Annotated in this window: 17 protein-coding genes; 6 read left to right on the forward strand and 11 right to left on the reverse strand. The window is 38.7% G+C overall.

Annotated features, from left to right (window positions below; all coding sequences use genetic code 11):
* Positions 1-39 precede the first annotated feature (39 nt).
* From A9J31_RS10530 to A9J31_RS10545, 4 genes are all read left to right on the forward strand, one after another.
* Positions 40-1,524 (forward strand): TolC family protein, encoded by a 1,485-nt coding sequence (locus tag A9J31_RS10530; protein WP_067765326.1) that lies wholly within the window; start codon positions 40-42, stop codon positions 1,522-1,524.
* 90 nt (positions 1,525-1,614) lie between these two features.
* The gene (locus tag A9J31_RS10535) at positions 1,615-2,766 is read left to right on the forward strand and encodes an HlyD family secretion protein (RefSeq protein WP_150923021.1); all 1,152 of its coding nucleotides are present in this window, start codon (positions 1,615-1,617) and stop codon (positions 2,764-2,766) included.
* On the forward strand, positions 2,767-3,897 hold the full coding sequence (locus A9J31_RS10540) for an ABC transporter permease (RefSeq protein ID WP_067765332.1): 1,131 nt from the start codon (positions 2,767-2,769) through the stop codon (positions 3,895-3,897).
* Positions 3,894-4,991, forward strand: a complete 1,098-nt coding sequence (locus tag A9J31_RS10545) for an ABC transporter permease (RefSeq protein ID WP_067765335.1) — start codon at positions 3,894-3,896, stop codon at positions 4,989-4,991. The genes A9J31_RS10540 and A9J31_RS10545 overlap by 4 nt, the downstream gene beginning before the upstream one ends.
* 144 nt (positions 4,992-5,135) lie before the next feature.
* Here A9J31_RS10545 and A9J31_RS10550 read toward each other — a convergent pair whose 3' ends face one another.
* Entirely contained in the window at positions 5,136-5,696 is a 561-nt protein-coding gene (locus A9J31_RS10550; protein WP_067765337.1) for a hypothetical protein, read from the reverse strand.
* 463 nt (positions 5,697-6,159) lie between these two features.
* On the opposite strand from A9J31_RS10550, the gene gltP reads away from it, so the two are divergent.
* Positions 6,160-7,455 (forward strand): glutamate/aspartate:proton symporter GltP, encoded by a 1,296-nt coding sequence (gene gltP, locus A9J31_RS10560; RefSeq protein ID WP_067765341.1) that lies wholly within the window; start codon positions 6,160-6,162, stop codon positions 7,453-7,455.
* A 66-nt stretch (positions 7,456-7,521) separates the two neighbouring features.
* Here the strand turns inward: gltP and A9J31_RS10565 are convergent, their stop codons facing one another.
* The 6 genes from A9J31_RS10565 to A9J31_RS10590 all read right to left on the reverse strand — a co-directional run bounded on the left by A9J31_RS10565 (position 7,522) and on the right by A9J31_RS10590 (position 15,029).
* Complete coding sequence (locus A9J31_RS10565) at positions 7,522-7,962, reverse strand: DUF3887 domain-containing protein (protein ID WP_067765344.1); 441 nt, start codon at positions 7,960-7,962, stop codon at positions 7,522-7,524.
* Between the two features lie 74 nt (positions 7,963-8,036).
* On the reverse strand, positions 8,037-11,018 hold the full coding sequence (gene gyrA / locus A9J31_RS10570) for a DNA gyrase subunit A (protein WP_067765346.1): 2,982 nt from the start codon (positions 11,016-11,018) through the stop codon (positions 8,037-8,039).
* A gap of 291 nt (positions 11,019-11,309) precedes the next feature.
* A complete protein-coding gene (locus tag A9J31_RS10575; protein ID WP_150923014.1) occupies positions 11,310-11,942 on the reverse strand; it encodes a hypothetical protein in 633 nt (210 codons plus the stop codon).
* A 284-nt stretch (positions 11,943-12,226) separates the two neighbouring features.
* Positions 12,227-13,159 (reverse strand): FAD-binding protein, encoded by a 933-nt coding sequence (locus tag A9J31_RS10580; RefSeq protein ID WP_067765350.1) that lies wholly within the window; start codon positions 13,157-13,159, stop codon positions 12,227-12,229.
* Positions 13,160-13,177: 18 nt separating this feature from the next.
* On the reverse strand, positions 13,178-13,930 hold the full coding sequence (locus A9J31_RS10585; protein WP_067765352.1) for an electron transfer flavoprotein subunit beta/FixA family protein: 753 nt from the start codon (positions 13,928-13,930) through the stop codon (positions 13,178-13,180).
* A gap of 493 nt (positions 13,931-14,423) precedes the next feature.
* Complete coding sequence (locus A9J31_RS10590) at positions 14,424-15,029, reverse strand: LysE family translocator (protein ID WP_067765355.1); 606 nt, start codon at positions 15,027-15,029, stop codon at positions 14,424-14,426.
* 114 nt (positions 15,030-15,143) lie between these two features.
* Here A9J31_RS10590 and A9J31_RS10595 point away from each other — a divergent pair, with 114 nt between their 5' ends.
* Positions 15,144-15,638, forward strand: a complete 495-nt coding sequence (locus A9J31_RS10595; protein ID WP_067765358.1) for an Lrp/AsnC family transcriptional regulator — start codon at positions 15,144-15,146, stop codon at positions 15,636-15,638.
* Between the two features lie 72 nt (positions 15,639-15,710).
* On the opposite strand, the gene A9J31_RS10600 is transcribed toward A9J31_RS10595, so the two are convergent.
* The 4 genes from A9J31_RS10600 to dapF all read right to left on the reverse strand — a co-directional run bounded on the left by A9J31_RS10600 (position 15,711) and on the right by dapF (position 19,151).
* Positions 15,711-16,082, reverse strand: a complete 372-nt coding sequence (locus A9J31_RS10600) for a hypothetical protein (RefSeq protein ID WP_067765360.1) — start codon at positions 16,080-16,082, stop codon at positions 15,711-15,713.
* A gap of 292 nt (positions 16,083-16,374) precedes the next feature.
* Complete coding sequence (locus A9J31_RS10605) at positions 16,375-17,295, reverse strand: tyrosine recombinase XerC (protein WP_067765363.1); 921 nt, start codon at positions 17,293-17,295, stop codon at positions 16,375-16,377.
* 87 nt (positions 17,296-17,382) lie between these two features.
* The gene (locus A9J31_RS10610; RefSeq protein ID WP_067765366.1) at positions 17,383-18,207 is read right to left on the reverse strand and encodes an enhanced serine sensitivity protein SseB C-terminal domain-containing protein; all 825 of its coding nucleotides are present in this window, start codon (positions 18,205-18,207) and stop codon (positions 17,383-17,385) included.
* A gap of 98 nt (positions 18,208-18,305) precedes the next feature.
* Positions 18,306-19,151 carry a diaminopimelate epimerase gene (gene dapF, locus A9J31_RS10615; RefSeq protein WP_067765369.1) on the reverse strand — a complete coding sequence of 282 codons (846 nt, stop codon included), beginning with the start codon at positions 19,149-19,151 and terminating at the stop codon, positions 18,306-18,308.
* Positions 19,152-19,159 lie beyond the last annotated feature (8 nt).

Below are 19,159 nucleotides of genomic sequence, written 5' to 3' on the forward strand. Positions count from 1 at the left end.
CCGCCTATAATGGCGCAAAACCAGCAGTGAGTGAGCACTATGCCTCTACTTGAAATTCAGCCTTTTAAACTTAAGTTCAATTTATCTTCCGTGCTGTATCTCTCACTTACGTGTACCACTTGTTTTATTAGTCATAGTGCTGGGGCACAAAGCATCAGTTATGCGCAAGCCGAACAAGAACTATTACAAAGCTCTTATAGCAGCCAGGCCAATCAAGCCTTACAACAATCTGCCCAACTACAAGCGCAAGCCATGAAAGGCTTAGGTCTGCCTCGTGTAGACTTAAATGTCAGAGCATATGCTTTTCACAATGAACTCGATGTGCCCTTGGGCGCATTGAAAAATAATTTAGAACACACATTAAGTCAGGGGGTGAATAATAAAATTGATGAGACCTTGCCAAGCGATGTTGCTGATCCACTAAAAGATGCATTACAACAACCGATTCGTGATGGTGTTGGACTGATTCCAGACTCATCTCAAGTGGTATTAGATGACCAAGTTATACGCCCGACTGTTTCAGTGATGATGCCCCTCTATACAGGTGGCCTCACGAGCAGTGCCAAAGAAATTGCGAATATTCAAGCACAAAGAAGTGAGTTAAACACCGAGCAACAACAAGACATTCAACGTTTTGAATTAATTCAGGCTTATTTTAATGTGCAACTGCAAAAAAAATTATTAGATAGTAGCCGTTTCAACTTAAAAGCCATGCAGCAACATTATGACAATGCTCTAAAAATGGAGCGACAAGGCTTCATCAGTAGAGGTCAGCGCATGCAGTTTGAAGTCGCAAAAAATAATGCACAACGTAGTGAGCAAAACACTGAAGCAAATTTGCGTTCTAGTCTATTTAAGCTCAATAATTTATTACAGAGTAGCGAAATCACTGATTTAACGACACCTTTATTTATTAATCAGCAGAATCATCAAAATCTCAATGCGCTACTCAAGACTTACCAGCAACAATCGAGTCTGATTCGTAAAATACAGATGGACACTCAACTTGCAAATGCAAATGTTAAAGCGCAAAGTGCAGCGAAAAAACCCAATGTGTTTGCCTTTGGAGAATATAGTCTAGATGATAAGCAAAATTGGATTGTCGGAGTGGCTGCTCGCTATAATCTTTTTTCAGGTATCGACAAAAATAAAAATATACAAGCGGCAGAATTACAACGTTATGCCTCTGAACTCATGACTGAACGCACCAAACAAGAAATTGAAACTGTCATCTACAGTTCCTATAACGAAGTGACATCGGCTCAGCAAAGTCATGCTTTGATACTGGCGAATATGCAGGCCGCACAAGAGAACCTAAGGATTCAACAATTGTCTTTCAAAGAAGATATGGGTACTGCAAGCCAAGTCATTGATGCACAAAATGCTTTGAATACATTGCAAAGTGACATGGCATTAAATGCTTATAAATATGTGATGTCACTCGCCACCCTATTACAGAGTCATGGCTCGATTGACCAGTTTCAAAGTTATGCCAATCAAGCACAAACTGATTTTATTCGTTAATTTAGACTGAGGGAAAAAAATATGAATCAGCAATCCACTGATAATACAAACACAACCTCAGCTGAAAACAATGAAAGAGCTGATGAAAAAATGTCGAATAAACAAGACTTAAACCAATCTTCAGAAACCATTGATTCCGAAGAAAAAACTGATAATGGCCTATTAGCAAACACAGAGCCTGTAAATAAATCAAAGAAAGGAAGCTCTCCTTCTCACGCATCAGCAAGTACTGAACAGCCTACGCCGCCAAAGCAAAAATCCAATATGATTAAACTGATTATTGCGATTATTTTGATTTTACTGGTGGGCTTAATTGCATTTGGATTATGGAAAAGTTATCAACCAAAGTTAATTGAATTACAAGGCCGTGTAGAAGCTGAAACCATTCATGTCAGCACCAAAGTGCCAAGTCGAATCGAAGAAATTTATGTCCATGACGGTGAGAAAGTGCAAGCTGGGCAAGCCATGGTGCGGTTTAGTAGTCCTGAGGTTGAAGCAAAAAAACAGCAAGCCCTAGCGACACTTCAATCGGCACAAGCTTTATTATCAACCACTGAACGTGGTTCTCAACAAGAAAATATTGATAGTCTGTATGCTAATTGGCAAAGTCTTAAGGCACAACAACAACTTGCTCAAACGACGTTTCAACGTGGGCAAAATTTATTTAAGGAAGGTGTCATTTCTAGACAACGCCGTGATGAAATGCAAGCTGCTGCCATTTCATCAGCACAAATGACAGAAGCATCCTACCAACAATATGCACGTGCAAAACGTGGCAGTACCCCTCAACAGCAAAGCTCAGCCGAAGCACAAGTCAAAATTGCACAAGCTGCTGTAGATGAAGCTAATGCTTTAGAAGCTGAAACACAGCTGGTTGCGCCTTCTGCGGGAACAGTGTCTAAAATTTATGGCAAAGTTTCAGAACTGGTTGCTATGGGGGTGCCAGTTGTGAGCCTTCTACAAGATGATAGCTTGTGGATCAGTTTAAATGTCCGTGAAGACCAATATGCGCAAGTTTATCAAGCCAAATCATTAACTGGCTTTATTCCAGCTTTGAATCAATCTGCTGAATTCAAAATTGAGCATATTGAAGCTGAAGGTGAATTTGCCACCATTAAGACTACGCGCCAAACGGGTGGTTATGATATTCGCAGCTTTAAAGTTCAGCTTAAACCAGCTCAAAAAATCCCTGGACTTAAAGTTGGTATGAGTGTGCTGTTCAAAATTAAAGAGAACAACTAAATGTGGATGGGCATGCTACGTGAATTCCGCTATTTGATTCAGCATAAATGGGACTTGTGTATGGTTACACTCGCCCCTGCTTTAATCATACTTCTCTTTAGCAGCATGTTTTCCCAAGGCAAGCCTGAACACCTTGCAATTGCCATTATCGATCAAGACCAAAGCAGCTTAAGCCAAAATATTATTCGCTTTACAGAACTCAATCATGGTCTAAATGTCAAAGCGATTACTACCAATGTTAACGAAGCTGAACAATTAATTAATCAAACAAAAGTTTGGGGTTATATACACATTCCTGCGGGCGCAGAACAACGTTTGGTGCAAGCGAAGGATGCTCAAATAAGTATCGCCTATAATCAAAGCTATTTTAGTGTTGGCAACAGTATTTCTTCTGCAATGCTATTAAGTACTTTACAAGCGATGGCCGATTTCACTGGAAATCATTATTTTGAAAATAACATTCCTTATCTTGATGCCCCAACGCCGAATGTCAAAATTTCTCCCCTATATAACCCAGGCCTGAATTACGAGTTCTACCTAGAACCTTATATGATCCCTGCGATTTTACATTTGCTCCTCTGTTGCTGTGTGGCGTTTTCTGTAGGGCAAGAAATTAAAGCGGGTAAGTTACAAAATTGGACGCAAACGCAAAGTTTATCTCGTGCCTTAATCAGTAAAAATTTAAGCTATGTGCTGATTTTCAGTTTATGGACTTGGGCATGGATGTTCTGGTTAATCGAATTTCGTGGATGGTTCATTCAAGGCTCATTATGGATCATTCTGCTCGGTCAGCTATTCTTCTATAGTTCCTATGCATTTATTAGCTCGACTGTCGTTTTAGCAACCAAAGACCTAGCAAAATCTTTTGGCTTTATTGCAGTCTACGGTGGATCATCACTTAGTTTCGCAGGCGTGACCTTACCTTTAAACAATGCACCGATGTTCACCAAATTTTGGGCAAACATTATTCCCTATACACCTTATGCAAAATTACAAACAGAACAATGGGTGATTGGTAGTCCACTAAATATTTCGATAACTCCACTCATCACATTGATGATTTACTGCACGTTCTATTTTGGACTTGCGTGGTTCTTTCTTCGAAAAATCACCAAGGAGGCCGTGCAATGACATCTTTCTTTCAATTTTATATACAGACGTTTAGAGATATCTTTAAACATAGCTCTATATTTACCACTCTCGTACTGTCAGTATTTCTATATAGTTTTTTCTATCCAATTGCCTATCAAGCCGAACATGCCGAGTCACTGCCCATCATTGTGGTCGATGAAGAACAAAGCATGATCACCAATCGGATTATTACGACTGTAGCAAATAGTCCTAACGTTGAAATACGTGCTATCACAGGCAATTTTGCAGAAGCTGAAAGCATGTTACGTAGGCAACAAGCCGACGGTATTTTACTTTTACCGAGTAACCTTTCCAACAGCATACGGCGGGGTGAAACAGGTGGCATCGGATTATATTTAAGTGCAGCGAACTTTCTTAAAACTCAAAAAATTGGCTTGGGTCTCGCAACTTCAATAGAAAATGCACTAGTAGAACATACTAAAAAATTTCAAAATATCTCTGAATTCAGCCCTGCACTATCCATTCATAAAATACCACTGTTCAATCCACTCTCCGGTTATGGCAGTTATATTTTCCCTGCGGTTGCCCCCTTAATTATTCATCAAACCATTTTGCTTGGTCTGTGTATGCTCATTGCGACCTATCGACAAAATCTTGCTTGGCGTACAAGTACCACACAATTTTGGGGAATCTTTTTTACGATCTTAACTATCGGTACGCTTGGCTGCTTGTACCTTTTCGGCTTTACCTTTTGGTTGAATGATTATCCACGTGGCGGCAACTTTTGGGGTATGGTCATTGCCGTACCGATTTTTTTAAGTAGTATCATTGCGATCACGCTATTTTTAGCGACTTATTTAGATATGCCTGAACGAGCTGGACATGTCATCGTTTTTAGCTCAATTCCACTTTTTTTACTTTCAGGAACAGCTTGGCCACATGCTGCAATGCCAATCTGGATGCAACATATAGCGCAATTATTACCCTCAACCCAAGGCATTCAAATGTTTATACAGCTGAATCAAATGGGTGTCCCAACTTATTTCATTATTCCAAAACTGATTTATTTAACTACTGTCGCAGCTGTATTTTTATGTCTTGCTTATTGGCGATTAAATCAAAGGAGAAATTAAGTAGCAATTGCAGCAATTTTTGAAGTTAGAACCTAGCTCTATGGTAAATGTGAAATAAAATGACTACATTGCCTAAATAGAATCAAGAACATAAATTTCATTTATTAAGATCAAGCAAATGCCTCATTTCATACAGAGTTAACTTTAGGTGTTTACGCTGACTGTTGAGGCAGCTTCAACATGGTCTGCAAGGGTTACATCGTCAGATGTTGGTTCATTGACTAGAGCATCATCTAGTTCAGCAGTATCCGTTAATTTTTTATTTTCACGCTCAACCCAAAGTCCACGCACTTTATCACCACCATCATGCCCATCAAATACGATACTCATATAGACGTCATATTGAGGATAGCTAAATTGATAAACCAAAGTTGTGGTTTTTCCTTCAGTTAAATTATTCGTTGCCAATGTTCGTTTTACTTCAACTTCTGATGTTTGCTCATCAGCAGGAATCATTAACTTCATCTGCTCGAACAAAGTTAAGTCCTTCCGCAGTGCGTCTTGTATATCTGGCTCAATTAAACTTAATAAGTCTGTTTGATTGGGTTGTTGCAATGCTGTATAGATTTTTTCTGCTTTATGCCGCTGCAAATTTGATTCTTCAGGTAAAGCTGCATCTATTTTATCAGCTACGTAACTTCCTATTTTTTCACATGCTGTAATCGGTAGAATTAAACATGAAATGATTAAAAATTGTTTTAACACCTACTGGCTCCTTCTTATTTATTATTCAATCTTTAGATGAAATCTTAAAATTATATTCGGCTTAAAAAATAAGTAATTTAGCTGATTAATTTATTGCCCAATTATAAATCAAACTACTATATAAATTCTGTTCAATGTACCAATTGCTTTATTTTTTCCTCGTTTTTTTCAAAAACGAAAATCTTCAAGACTGGTTATTAATAACTCATTTTTATTATATTCATAAATAAAAGTATAAATTTAAATCGTATTTCCAAATAAAAATGATAATTTAACAACCAATCAGTTGATCATTCATCAAAAATATTAGCTGTATTCTCATATTAGCTGCAAAATATTCAAGTATTTCTTCTCCCAAATTCTTCAGAAGCTTTTGCCAAGGCTGACTTCGTCTGTCTGCAGCATTTGTTTCATGGATGACTGTGGGCTTTTTTCCTCCCAAATCTGACATAAGAGCTTATGTATGAAAAAGATTAAGGTGAGCCTTGCTTGGCAAATCGTGATTGCTCTCATTCTAGGTATACTTGTTGGTTCTTTCCTACACTATTCTCCAGAATATCGTGATGCTTTAGTTAGTAACTTTCTAACCCCACTAGGTTCGATCTTTATTAACTTGATTAAGATGATCGTTATTCCGCTTGTCGTTTCGATGCTTATTTTAGGTATTGCAAACACAAGCCATGGCAGCAACTTAGGTAAATTGGGTTTCAAAACGATTATTTATTTTGAAATTATTACCACTGTTGCCATTTTAGTCGGATTGATTGCAGCCAACGTATTCCAGCCTGGTGCCGGCATTGATATGTCTGCATTGACGCAAGTCGATATTTCAAAGTATCAAGAAACAACACATGAAGTGAGCGAACACTCTCATGGTTTGATTCAAACAATACTTTCACTGATTCCATCAAACTTCTTCGCTGCATTGACCAGTGGTCAGATGCTTCCAATCATTTTCTTCTCAGTGATGTTTGGCATCGGCTTAGGCTCATTGGATCAGGAAGTAAAACAACCGTTAATCAATGTATTAACTGCTGTTTCTGAAACCATGTTCAAAGTAACGCACATGATTATGCTATTTGCACCCGTAGGTGTATTCGGTTTAATCGCGGCAACGGTTGCGAACTTTGGTTTTAGTTCACTTGTTCCATTGCTGAAACTCGCTATTCTTGTATATGGCGCAATCTTCTTCTTTATTTTCATTGTTTTAGGTGCAGTTGCTAAATTCTGTGGATTCAGCGTTTGGGCAATTATTAAAATTTTGAAAGATGAATTAATTTTGGCTTACTCGACTGCAAGCTCTGAAACCGTTTTACCACGTATCATGGAAAAAATGGAAGCTTATGGCGCACCTAAGCCAATCACAAGTTTTGTCATTCCTATTGGTTATTCATTTAACCTTGATGGTTCGACCTTGTATCAAAGTATTGCAGCAATCTTTATTGCACAACTTTACGGCATTGATTTAACCATTACACAGCAAGTCATTTTGGTATTAACCTTAATGATTACTTCTAAAGGTATTGCAGGTGTTCCTGGCGTTTCATTTGTTGTACTTTTAGCGACTTTGGGTAGTGTTGGTATTCCACTTGAAGGTCTTGCATTCATTGCAGGTATTGACCGTATTTTAGATATGGCACGTACTGTATTGAACGTGATTGGTAACGCACTTGCGGTTCTTGTGATCAGTAAATGGGAAGGCCAATTCGATGCTGAAAAACAAAAAATTTATGAAGCTGAAATGAAAAAAGCGGCATAAATATTTGTCTCAAAAAAGGACGCTTCGGCGTCCTTTTTTTCATCTCAAAACTTTTATTCCAATTGTTTAATTCTTTTCACCAAAAACTGAAATATTAAAGTCACGAATTTTGCTACTGCCCGCAGGCTTGTCAAAACTCACATCGTACTGAACTAAGTTCTTATTGGTATAACCATATTCGTAGGTCACAGTATACAACGAAGGCTTATCTGTGGCTTTTTCAATATGCTTAGCCACAATGTTTTTACGTGAATATTCTTGATTTGGAATGCCACGTGCAAATTTACGCAATTCTTTTTCATTCTGTACAAACTTAGCTTTTAGCTCGGGCTCAAAATAAGTGTATAACTGATCAAAATTACCTGTACGCAACTCATCATAAGCCGCCTGTGCTACTTGGGCTTGCTCTTGACTTGGGTCAGGAATTGCATTTAACGCCTTTTGACCAATCTGATCACACCCACTTAAAGCTAGAAGTGAAACAACTGCAAAATATTTTAGTCTCATGTTGTACTCATATCGTATTAGCAAATTCACCGATAAAAAAGGACGCCGTAGCGCCCTCTTTTCAGATCTAGAACTTAGTCTTCTTCAGGCTCATTTAAGTCCGATTCATTTTCAGTTTGATCCATAATTGTTGAGTCATCAACTAATTGTTCAGTTTCGATCGCATCAACTTCCTCAAAAGTTTCATCTTCTTCAACTGCTTCAATCGAAACAACACCAACAAGAAGCTCTTCATTACCTAAACGGATTAAACGAACACCTTGTGCATTACGGCCAGTTTGTGCCACCTCAGATGCACGAGTACGTACTAAAGTACCACCATCAGAAATCAACATCAGCTCTTTGGTCGAATCGATTGCCACTGCACCGACCAATTGACCGTTACGCTCTGAAGTTTTGATGGCAATAACACCTTTACCACCACGTTTCTTGGTTGGGAAATCGTCTACAGGGGTACGTTTACCGTAACCATTTTCAGAAGCACAAAGCACTTCACCTGTTTCTGGAACCACAACTAATGAAACAATACGGCTGATCAACGCTGAATCTGTAGTATCTTCATCATCCGAATCTACATCTGCATCTTCAACATCTTCTGATTGTGCTGCACCAATGGTTACGCGCATACCACGTACACCCTTGGCAGAACGACCCATTGAACGTACATCAGTTTCGGCAAATCGAATTGCTTTACCTTCATTTGAGAACAACATAATTTGTTGCTCGCCATCGGTAATTGCGACACCAATTAAAGTATCATCGCCATTCAATTCAATCGCACGTAAACCGTTTGAACGAACATTAGAGAATTGTTCTAGTTCAACACGTTTAATCGTACCGTATTCAGTCGCCATGAATACATAGAAGTTTTTACGAACCGCTTCAGCTTGTTGTGCGAAGTCATTGATGATTTCATCATCAAGATCAGTGGTAGAAAGTTCTAAACCAAGCTGTTTCAACTGAACTCGTAATGCATCAGACAAGTCATCTGCACCATCTTCAATTTCAGCCAATGCTGCTTCAAGCTCAACGAAATGACCATTAATCACTTCATTGCTTTGAAGTTGTTCGCTATTTGCTTTTACGAAAGCTTTAAAGTCCGCTAAACGCTCTTTAAATTTCTTCGGTGCGTCAATCACAGGTAAAATTGCTGTAATTGTTTCATTATCATCCAGTGGCAATAAGTTCACCATTGGGCGACCTTTAGCACCACGTGATGCTTGTGGCACTTCATACACTTTCAGACGGTACACTTTACCAACATTGGTAAAGCAAAGTACTGTCGCATGGTTAGACGTCACAATCAGATGCTGAATGTAATCATCTTCTTTCATGCTAGTCGCAGACTTACCACGGCCACCACGGCGCTGTGCAGCGTAATCTGACAATGGTTGAGTTTTCGCATAACCTGATTTAGAAACGGTTAACACCATTTGTTCTTCAGGAATCAAATCTTCACGAGAGAAGTCGATGCGAGATTCAACAATATCGGTACGACGCGCATCACCATATTGCTGAAGAATTAACGCTAACTCTTCACGAATCACGTTCATCAATAGGTTGAAGTCATTCAAGATTGCAGTGTATTCAGCAATTTGACCTAGAATTTCGGTATATTCAGCGTGTAATTTGTCTTGTTCAAGACCCGTTAAACGATGTAAACGCAATTCTAAGATCGCGCCCACTTGAGTTGGAGAAAGACGGTAAATATCACCATCAATACCAAACGGACGGTTTGGATCTTCACCTTCAATTTCATCAGGACGAACTGAAACAGAACCCGCTTTTTCAAGAAGTGCTGAAACGCTACCCGCTGCCCACTCACCTGCTTGTAAACGCTCACGCGCTTCAGCTGGGTTTGCAGAAGTTTTAATCGTTTCAATAATTTGGTCAATGTTAGCTAAAGCAACCGTTAAACCTTCTAAGATATGACCGCGTTCGCGTGCTTTACGCAATTCAAACATCGTACGACGTGTAACCACTTCCTGACGATGGCGGATAAATGCAGCAATAATATCTTTGAGGTTCATCAACTTTGGTTGGCCATTATCTAGACAAACCATGTTGATACTGAATGAATTTTCCAGCTGCGTATTTTGGAATAGATTATTCACAATCACTTCAGCGTTTTCACCACGCTTCAAGTCAATTGCAATACGCATACCGTCTTTATCAGATTCGTCACGAAGCTCAGAAATCCCTTCGAGTTTTTTCTCTTTTACTAACTCAGCAATACGTTCGATCGTTTTTGCTTTGTTCACCTGATAAGGAATTTCAGTAAATACAATTGTAGTACGACCCGTTTTTTGGTCTTCTTCAAAATGGTATTTACCACGAATATGTAGACGGCCTTTACCTGTACGGTAAGCATCAACAATACCTGATTTACCGTAAATGATACCGCCAGTAGGGAAATCAGGGCCTGAAATATGCTGCATCAAACCTTCGATGCTGATTTGTGGGTCATTGGCATAAGCAAGACACGCATTGATGACTTCAGTCATATTATGCGGTGCCATGTTAGTTGCCATACCAACAGCAATACCGGTTACGCCATTAATCAATAGATTAGGAATGCGTGTCGGCATGACTTGTGGGATACGCTCAGAACCGTCGTAGTTGTCTTCCCACTCTACTGTATCTTTTTCAAGATCTGCCAGTAATTCATGAGTGAGTTTGCGCATACGTACTTCGGTATAACGCATTGCTGCTGCACTATCACCATCGACCGAACCGAAGTTACCCTGACCATCGACCAATTGATAACGTAAACTGAAATCTTGCGCCATACGAACAATTGTTTCGTATACAGCAGAGTCACCATGAGGGTGATATTTACCGATCACATCACCGACTACACGGGCAGACTTTTTGTAAGCTTTGTTGTAGTCATTGCCCAATTCGTGCATTGCAAAAAGCACACGACGATGAACTGGCTTAAGACCATCTCGGACATCTGGCAATGCACGTGACACAATCACGCTCATTGCATAATCGAGATATGAGCTTTTCAGTTCATCCTCAATGGCAATCGGTCTAATTTCCGATACGCTCATGCATACTCCTTGTTATACAAGCAGAATTCTGCCCGCATTTATATATCGTAAAATCTGTAAAAATCGGTTCAAAAAACACCGAACCAATATTAAAAATTAAGTCAGACAGTATAGCATAAAAACCCTTCTTTTTGTGCTAAACATCTTTCACTATAACCATGATTTTTTGTATTTATTTTAACCAAAACTGTGATTCAGACCTACAAAAAAGCCTCTGTTTATAGAGGCTTTTTTAAGACATATAAATTTCAGATTGAATGATCAAAATTCAGCAATTAAATGTGATAAAAATCACTCATTTTGATATTGAAGCTCATCAGCAGTGACATCTACACGGTCTTGTAACATCATTGGATAAGACAACAAAAATAATCCAATGATCAATGGGAATTCATAAACTTCTTCAATTAAGTCTTTATAGGCAACATCATGCAAAAATACAAATGACAAGACACGACTATGTTCAACTGTATCTGACACAAACAGCCCAAATAACACCAATATCAAAGCCCACACAGGTAAAGACATGGTCTTTAGCTTATGCGCTATTTCATGACGCAAATGTGGCGAAAACAACATGAAGACCACTGGTGCAATCAAGAATATTGAAATCATACGAAAATAAGGTTTTGGCACATCTGGAAAATAGTCACGCCCCCAACTTATGCTCCGCCCAAATAGTAAAATCCACCATGCAACGGCCCAAAGCCAAAATTGCTTTTTGCCATCTTCCATTTCGAGTGGACGCAGATAAAAGAAACTAAACACACCAAAGAAAAGCAATAGAAGTGCTTGGACCGACTCAACTGCTGTGACAGTCATTCCATCAAATAAAGGGAAAGAAATACTTTGCAAAAAAGGAAAAAGTAGACAGCAGATCATCAGCACCAATGCACTTACTGGTAACTGAAAATCAAATTTCAAAAGGAAACTCCGCCAAAAGGCAAGATAAATAAAAATACAATAGTAACATTAAATATACAATTCATTAAGATTCATATAAGCTTTTGAAGAATTACTCACAATCAAAATCAGTTAAGACACTGTAATAAAAGTTGTTTTAATTAATAAATTTTAATTTTTATATACTGATGTTTTTCTTCATTCAAACTGAAATCAGTTTTTAAATTCCCTTTTAAAATTAAACCAAATAAAAAGCGCCCTTTGGCAAATATACCAAAGGGCGCTTTTAGAACGACGTTGTTAAATTAGATTTTAGAAACTAATTCAGGAACAACAGTGTTCAAATCACCTACTAACCAGTAGTCAGCTACTGAGTTGATTGGTGCTTCTTCATCTTTGTTAATCGCAACGATCACTTTAGACTCTTTCATACCTGCCAAGTGCTGAATCGCACCTGAGATCCCTACAGCGATATACAGGTCAGGCGCAACGATTTTACCCGTTTGACCCACTTGCATGTCGTTTGGTACAAAGCCAGCGTCAACTGCAGCACGTGAAGCACCTTGAGCAGCACCAAGCTTGTCAGCCAATGGATCAAGTACAGTGTGATAGTTTTCACCTGAACCCACACCACGACCACCAGAAACAACAATGCGTGCAGCAGTCAATTCTGGACGTTCAGATTTAACGATTTCTTCTGAAACGAATTTAGAGATACCAGCGTCGCCAGCAGAAGCAGCAGCTTCAATAGCAGCAGAACCACCCTCAGCAGCTACAGCATCAAATGCAGTACCACGAACAGTCGCAACAACGATAGATTCACCAGATTCTACAGTGGCAATTGCATTACCTGCATAGATCGGACGTTTGAAAGTTTTAGGACCTTCAACAGCAATGATGTCAGTGATCATGCTTACATCTAAAAGTGCAGCCGCACGTGGAAGCACGTTTTTGCCAGTCGTTGTAGACGCAGCAAGAATATGTGAATAACCAGAACCGATAGACGCAACTAGTTTAGCTACGTTTTCAGCCAATTGGTTTGCATAAGCAGCGTCGTCAGCAAGTAATACTTTGCTCACACCCGCAACTTTAGCTGCTTGATCAGCAACTGCTTGCGCACCTGAACCAGCAACTAATACAGTGATATCACCACCGATTTTTTGCGCTGCAGCAACAACGTTTAAAGTTGCACCGTTTAGTGCTTTGTTGTCGTGCTCAGCGATAACTAAAATACTCATGATTTTTATCCTTCTGTATTAGATCACTTTCGCTTCGTTTTTCAATTTGTCTACAAGTTCGTCTACAGACTTCACTTGTACACCAGCTTTACGTTCTGCAGGAGCTTCAACTTTAACTGTTTTAAGTTTAGTTGCAGGAGAAACACCAAAATCAGCAGGCGACTTAGTATCAAGCGGTTTTTTACGCGCTTTCATGATGTTTGGAAGAGCTGCATAACGTGGCTCATTCAAACGTAAGTCAGTTGTGATGATTGCAGGAAGCGCTAGTTCAACAGTTTGTAAACCACCGTCAACTTCACGAGTTACTTGTACTTTGTCGCCTTCAACTTTAACTTCTGAAGCGAATGTACCTTGGCCTACACCTAGAAGTGCGCCAAGCATCTGACCAACTTGGTTAGAGTCATCATCAATTGCTTGTTTACCAAGAAGGATTAATTGTGGCTGTTCAGCATCAACAACACCTTTTAGGATTTTAGCAACTTCAAGTGCGCCTAATTGGCTGTCGTCAGCTTCAACAAGGATACCGCGGTCAGCACCAAGAGCCATAGAAGAACGGATTTGTTCTTGAGCTTCTTTAGGACCAATAGAAACAACAACGATTTCTGAAACAGTTCCTTTTTCTTTTAAGCGAACCGCTTCTTCCACTGCGATTTCACAGAATGGGTTAATTGACATTTTAACGTTAGTAAGGTCAACCCCACTATTGTCCGGCTTAACGCGAACTTTAACGTTGGCATCAACCACACGTTTTACAGCAACAAGAGCCTTCATGTAATCCTCGGCTGTTTTAGCAAAAGTAAATGTTGAGAAAAGTTATTTTAAACTCTTCACTTTGAATTTTTTAGGTGCCCTATCTTGCTATGTGGACGGCATTTCGGTCAAGTCACAATTATCGAAAGACCTGTAAAAAAGCGTAATTTCCTTGAACTTATCGTTCACATTTTTTAAATAATACATTACTGATCTGAAATCGCTCAGGATTTAGTTACTTTTTAACCTTTGATTTTTATTATTTTTTTACTTGATTTAGTTCATCAATAGTTCTGATTTAATATTATTTTTCGATCAATCTTTCTGAAATAGAGCATTCTATCTACACATTCAGCAACATATCAGAACGTGTCATTTAAGACAGAAGCTTACAATTTTCCAAATATTAAGCCAAATTCGTAAAGAACGAGCAGTTCTCATTTTCAAAAACCTAGTGAATGAAGCAAGTGAAAATGAAAAAACCTCCACATTTGGGAGGTTCTTTTATTCTTGTTTAGTTCGCAATTAACCAAGAAGCAGCAAGTGCGAGTAAACCACCTGATGTTCCATCAATCCATTTTTGCTTACGTTCATCAATCTGCGTCTTTTGTGTAATACGTGCAAAGATCACACTCAAACTGCAATACACGATAAAAATTAAGCCAATAAATATCAGTGAAAGGATCAAGCCTTGGCTCACGGTATTACCTGTTTTATCGATAAACTGCGGTAAGATTGCAAAATAAATCAACATACCCTTGGGGTTTAAAAGCGCCGTAAAAAAGCCCTTTTTCACAGGATTTGAAGCTGATTTTTTCTCAATACTTAGTTTTTTATGAGTAAATACCGACCGCAACAAATGTGCTGATAAATATAAAAGGTAAGCGATCCCCAACCAGCGAATCGTTTCAAATAACACAGGAAACGAAACAATAATTGCTGCAATCCCTAATGCTACCAAAATCGAGTGCACCAAATAACCACTACATACACCTAGGGTTGCCATCATGCCCGCTTTTGCATCCTTACCCATCACTTGTGACAGGATAAACAGCATATCGGGTCCTGGTGTGAAAATAAGGGGGATTACCGTTAAGGCAAACAATGCAAATACAGACATTTCAACTTTTCCCTTTCGATGTCGTGAAAGTGGAATAAGTATGTTTGAAACTATATAAAATAGGATTTCAAATATTCTATAATATGTATTATTTTTCAAATTATATTCTAATTTATGAAGCTTTCTTCTAAGTCTATTTCAGTAAAGCTAGATCGAATCGATAAAAGTATCATTCGTGAGCTACAAAATAATGGCCGAATCCCAAATAATGATCTTGCCAAGGAAATAGGCTTGTCACCATCTTCATGTTTACGTCGAGTTAAAATCTTAGAAGACGCAGGTGTTATTCAAAATTACACGACTGTTGTCGACCCACAAAAAATTGGTTTTCAACTCATTTTGTTTTCACGTATTTGGTTAGTTGGTCAAGATGCTGAAACCATCGATACCTTTATTGAAGCCATGAAAGAATTACCACAAGTGATGGAGTGCTACATTATTTTAGGTGAATGTGATGCTATGCTAAAAGTCGTGGTACCAGACCTAGAAAGTTATCGTAAGTTTCAATCCACCCATTTAACCAAAAAGAATGGCATCACCAGTGTCAAAACCGATTTACCGAGTCAAATTATTAAACAGAGTTTCCAGTTACCTTTAGAAGATTTGTGAAGTTCATTTACACGCATATACAAAAATATAAAGGCACCAATCCAGTGCCTTTTGAGTCAGTATTCACAGTAATTAAGCTGTTTGGCTCTCTAAAAAATCACGATGTACATGGCTTAAGTCTATGAGCTCATATTTTTGTAAATCAAAAATGCGCCAAACTGTCATTGCATCTTCTTTACTATCAACCATTTCAGTTGCTTTGGTACTGAGTTGCCACTGCTTGTCTGAAATCCAAATATAATGCTGACCCGTTGCTGAATCATATGCCTGCACTTTCCCGTCAGCATTAATTCCTTGTACCAGTGCCCCCGCAGGCATGACTGCTTCCATATCTGGTAAGTTAATTTCAACAAAGTGCTTAATCTGGCGTAAACCATAGCCCGCAAAAATTTCTTTTTGCTTTGCACTTAACTGGTCATATTTTTCTTGAATATCTGCAATCATGTTATGGCCTATATATTTTGAACAATACAGCGTGACTAAAATGCCGAGTCAAACGGACTAATTTCATTACGACTAGGTAATGGACAATTTTTATACCTGATAATTTGAATTTTTATAATGCGACAATAGTTCAAAATATCAGTCAATTTTACCAATATTCTTGTCTAAGCTTATTTAAATTTCATGAAAGTGACTTAAATCGTACATTTCAGTGACTCCCAACTCGTTAAACCACTCTAAATATGTAGCAAAGATCAAACCACATTAAAGTGCAATATTTTTAAATTTGTTACTATTCTTTATGCTGCGCGCGTGGGTGTGCTTGATCATACACTTGCGCGAGTCGATCAAAATCCACATGCGTATAAATTTGTGTCGTGGTTAAATTACTATGTCCAAGCATTTCCTGCACAGCTCTTAAGTCCCCACTATTAGACAACATATGACTTGCAAAACAATGACGTAATAAATGCGGATGTAAATCTACATTTACCCCTGCGCGCTGTGCTTGAAATTTAACTCGATTTTCAATTTGACGCACGCCGAGTGGTTGCCCTTTTTGGGTAATAAACACTTGAGCTTCTGGTACAAAATCACCATGCCATGCAGGGTATAATTGTAGCCAATGCATCACCGCTTCTTTTGCTTTTAAGCCAAAAGGCACAATGCGGGTTTTATTCCCTTTACCTGTAATACGTAATAATTGACGATTAAAATCGATATCGCGAATGGTCAGCCCCTGCACTTCAGCTAAACGTAGTCCACTTGAATACAATAGCTCTAAAATGGCTTTGTCTCGAATCCACAGTTGTCGTTGAGTTTCCGTTTCGGGCTCAGGCTGTTCCATGATTTGTTGAATCGTTTCAATATCTACCAAACCAGGTAAAGGACGTGATTGACGTTTTAATTGAAAATCATCTGCAGGATTAAATGCCAGATATTGTCCTTGTTCAGCCCATTTCATAAATTGTCGTATAGAAGACAACATCCGCTGCAAACTACTCGGACTCAACTGAAACTTTTCAACTTTATAAGCAACAAACTCACGCAAGTCTGTTTTTTCAACATCACTCAGCTGAATATTTCTTGAGACACAGAAATGCATAAAATCCTGAACATCTCGTTCATACGCTTGCAATGTATGTTTAGACTGATTTTGAATTTCACGTTGCTTTAACCACATTTCAAGGAGTTGTGCATTATCTACCGTCATTTGCGATCTCCAATACTCAACTTGAATTGCTGTCTCATCAAAATATTCTACGGCCTGATTTGGTTCTTCATTGAGGAAGATTGTACGCTATGAAAATAGTCTTGCAAAAAAACCTTTTTTCTTGCCCTGTGCTCGCACATAAAAAGGTTCAGTTTCATCTCTTAAATATGCAACGACGCCCTCTTGATCATCATCCAGCATGTGAATCAAATCAACTAAGCCTTGTTCTTGCATACTGTCATAAGCAACGCGACTAATTTTACTATGTAAGTCTTGCACATGTTCTTTCGATAAACCTTCATTCAACTCAAGTCCAATCAATAAACTTGGCTCTTCATCTCTACGCTGATTAAACATTTGTGCCAAATATGCAGCTTTCACATCAGTTTCTGTCGCAAAAAGTATCGTTAATTGTTCGACCATAAATGTTGGATAATCTGCCGGTTGACCGATCAGGATTTCGGTATCTTCTTCAATCAGGTAATTCTCTGGTGAGGTTCCAAATTCTCCTTTAAGTAAGTAGTCAATTTCATCTGGAATAAAATCTTTGCTCGCATCAGGTGATTGTGGATTAAGTACCAAACGAGAACCAAAAGTCATTTCAAATAAAGTTTTTGCCGGTAAACAAATAAATGATTCTTCCTCTGAAATCGCTAAACGCATTTTTTCTAATGACGTAAAAAATGGAAGCACACTGGTATATTCGTCATCATCCCAACTTTTGAGTTGGATATTTGAACCAGTAGATAAATGACGCTCTTGTATGTCTATGGCGGTATCATTTCGATCTGTATGTCCAACACAATACACATTCGCAGCCAAAAGTTGCTGCAAAAATTCAGGCCGATAAGCAGGTTCATGTACAGCCTTCGCAAATAGACTTTCTAATATTTCTTCTTTTATTGTATCCATGGTCAGTCCTATTTTTTGATTGTATTTTTGAATTATTTTTATTGCTGATGTATCAAATACCGCTATAAAAAAGCCCTGAATAAATCAGGGCTTTCATTTTAACCTTGGAAGTAACTTAAGTCTAAGCGTCCTTCGTAAACAGTTGCGGTTGGGCCAGTCATCCAGACTACCTCTCCTTCTTTCCATTCAATTTGCAATTTACCGCCAGCCAATTCAATTTCCACTGAATTTGCCAATAAACCACGACGCATACCAGACACAGCTGCGGCACAAGCGCCTGTACCACAAGCTAAGGTTTCGCCCACACCACGCTCAAACACACGTAAACGTGCTTGCTTTTCGTTGATGATTTGCATAAAACCTGCATTCACACGTTGTGGGAAACGCTCATGTGATTCAACTTGTGGCCCAATCATCGCAACATCAGCGGTAATCACATCAGGGACTATCGTCACAGCATGAGGATTACCCATATTCACGACATCAATAGTCAATTGCTGATTATTTTCCAGTGCAATGTCATACAAGTTTTCAGGCTCGTCTGCCAAAAATGGAATTTCGTGCGGTAAGAATTTTGGATAGCCCATATTCACACGCACCCAACCATTTGCACCCAATTCAGGCTCTACAATTCCTGATTTGGTTTGCACTTTAATTTTGGATTTTGTGGTTAACTGACGTTCATGGACAAAACGCGCAAAACAGCGTACGCCATTGCCACATTGTTCTACTTCAGAGCCATCAGCATTAAAAATGCGATATTTAAAATCAACATTCGGTAAATCGGGTGGTTCTACAATTAAAAGTTGATCGAAACCAATACCAAAATGACGATCTGCTAAACGTTGGATGGTCACTGTGTCGAGGTATGCACGTTGGCTGATTAAATCAACCACCATGAAATCATTGCCCAGGCCATGCATTTTCGTAAATTCTAATAACATCTGATTTA

The sequence above is a fragment of the Acinetobacter gandensis genome, from assembly GCF_001678755.1.
Classification (GTDB): Bacteria; Pseudomonadota; Gammaproteobacteria; order Pseudomonadales; family Moraxellaceae; genus Acinetobacter; species Acinetobacter gandensis.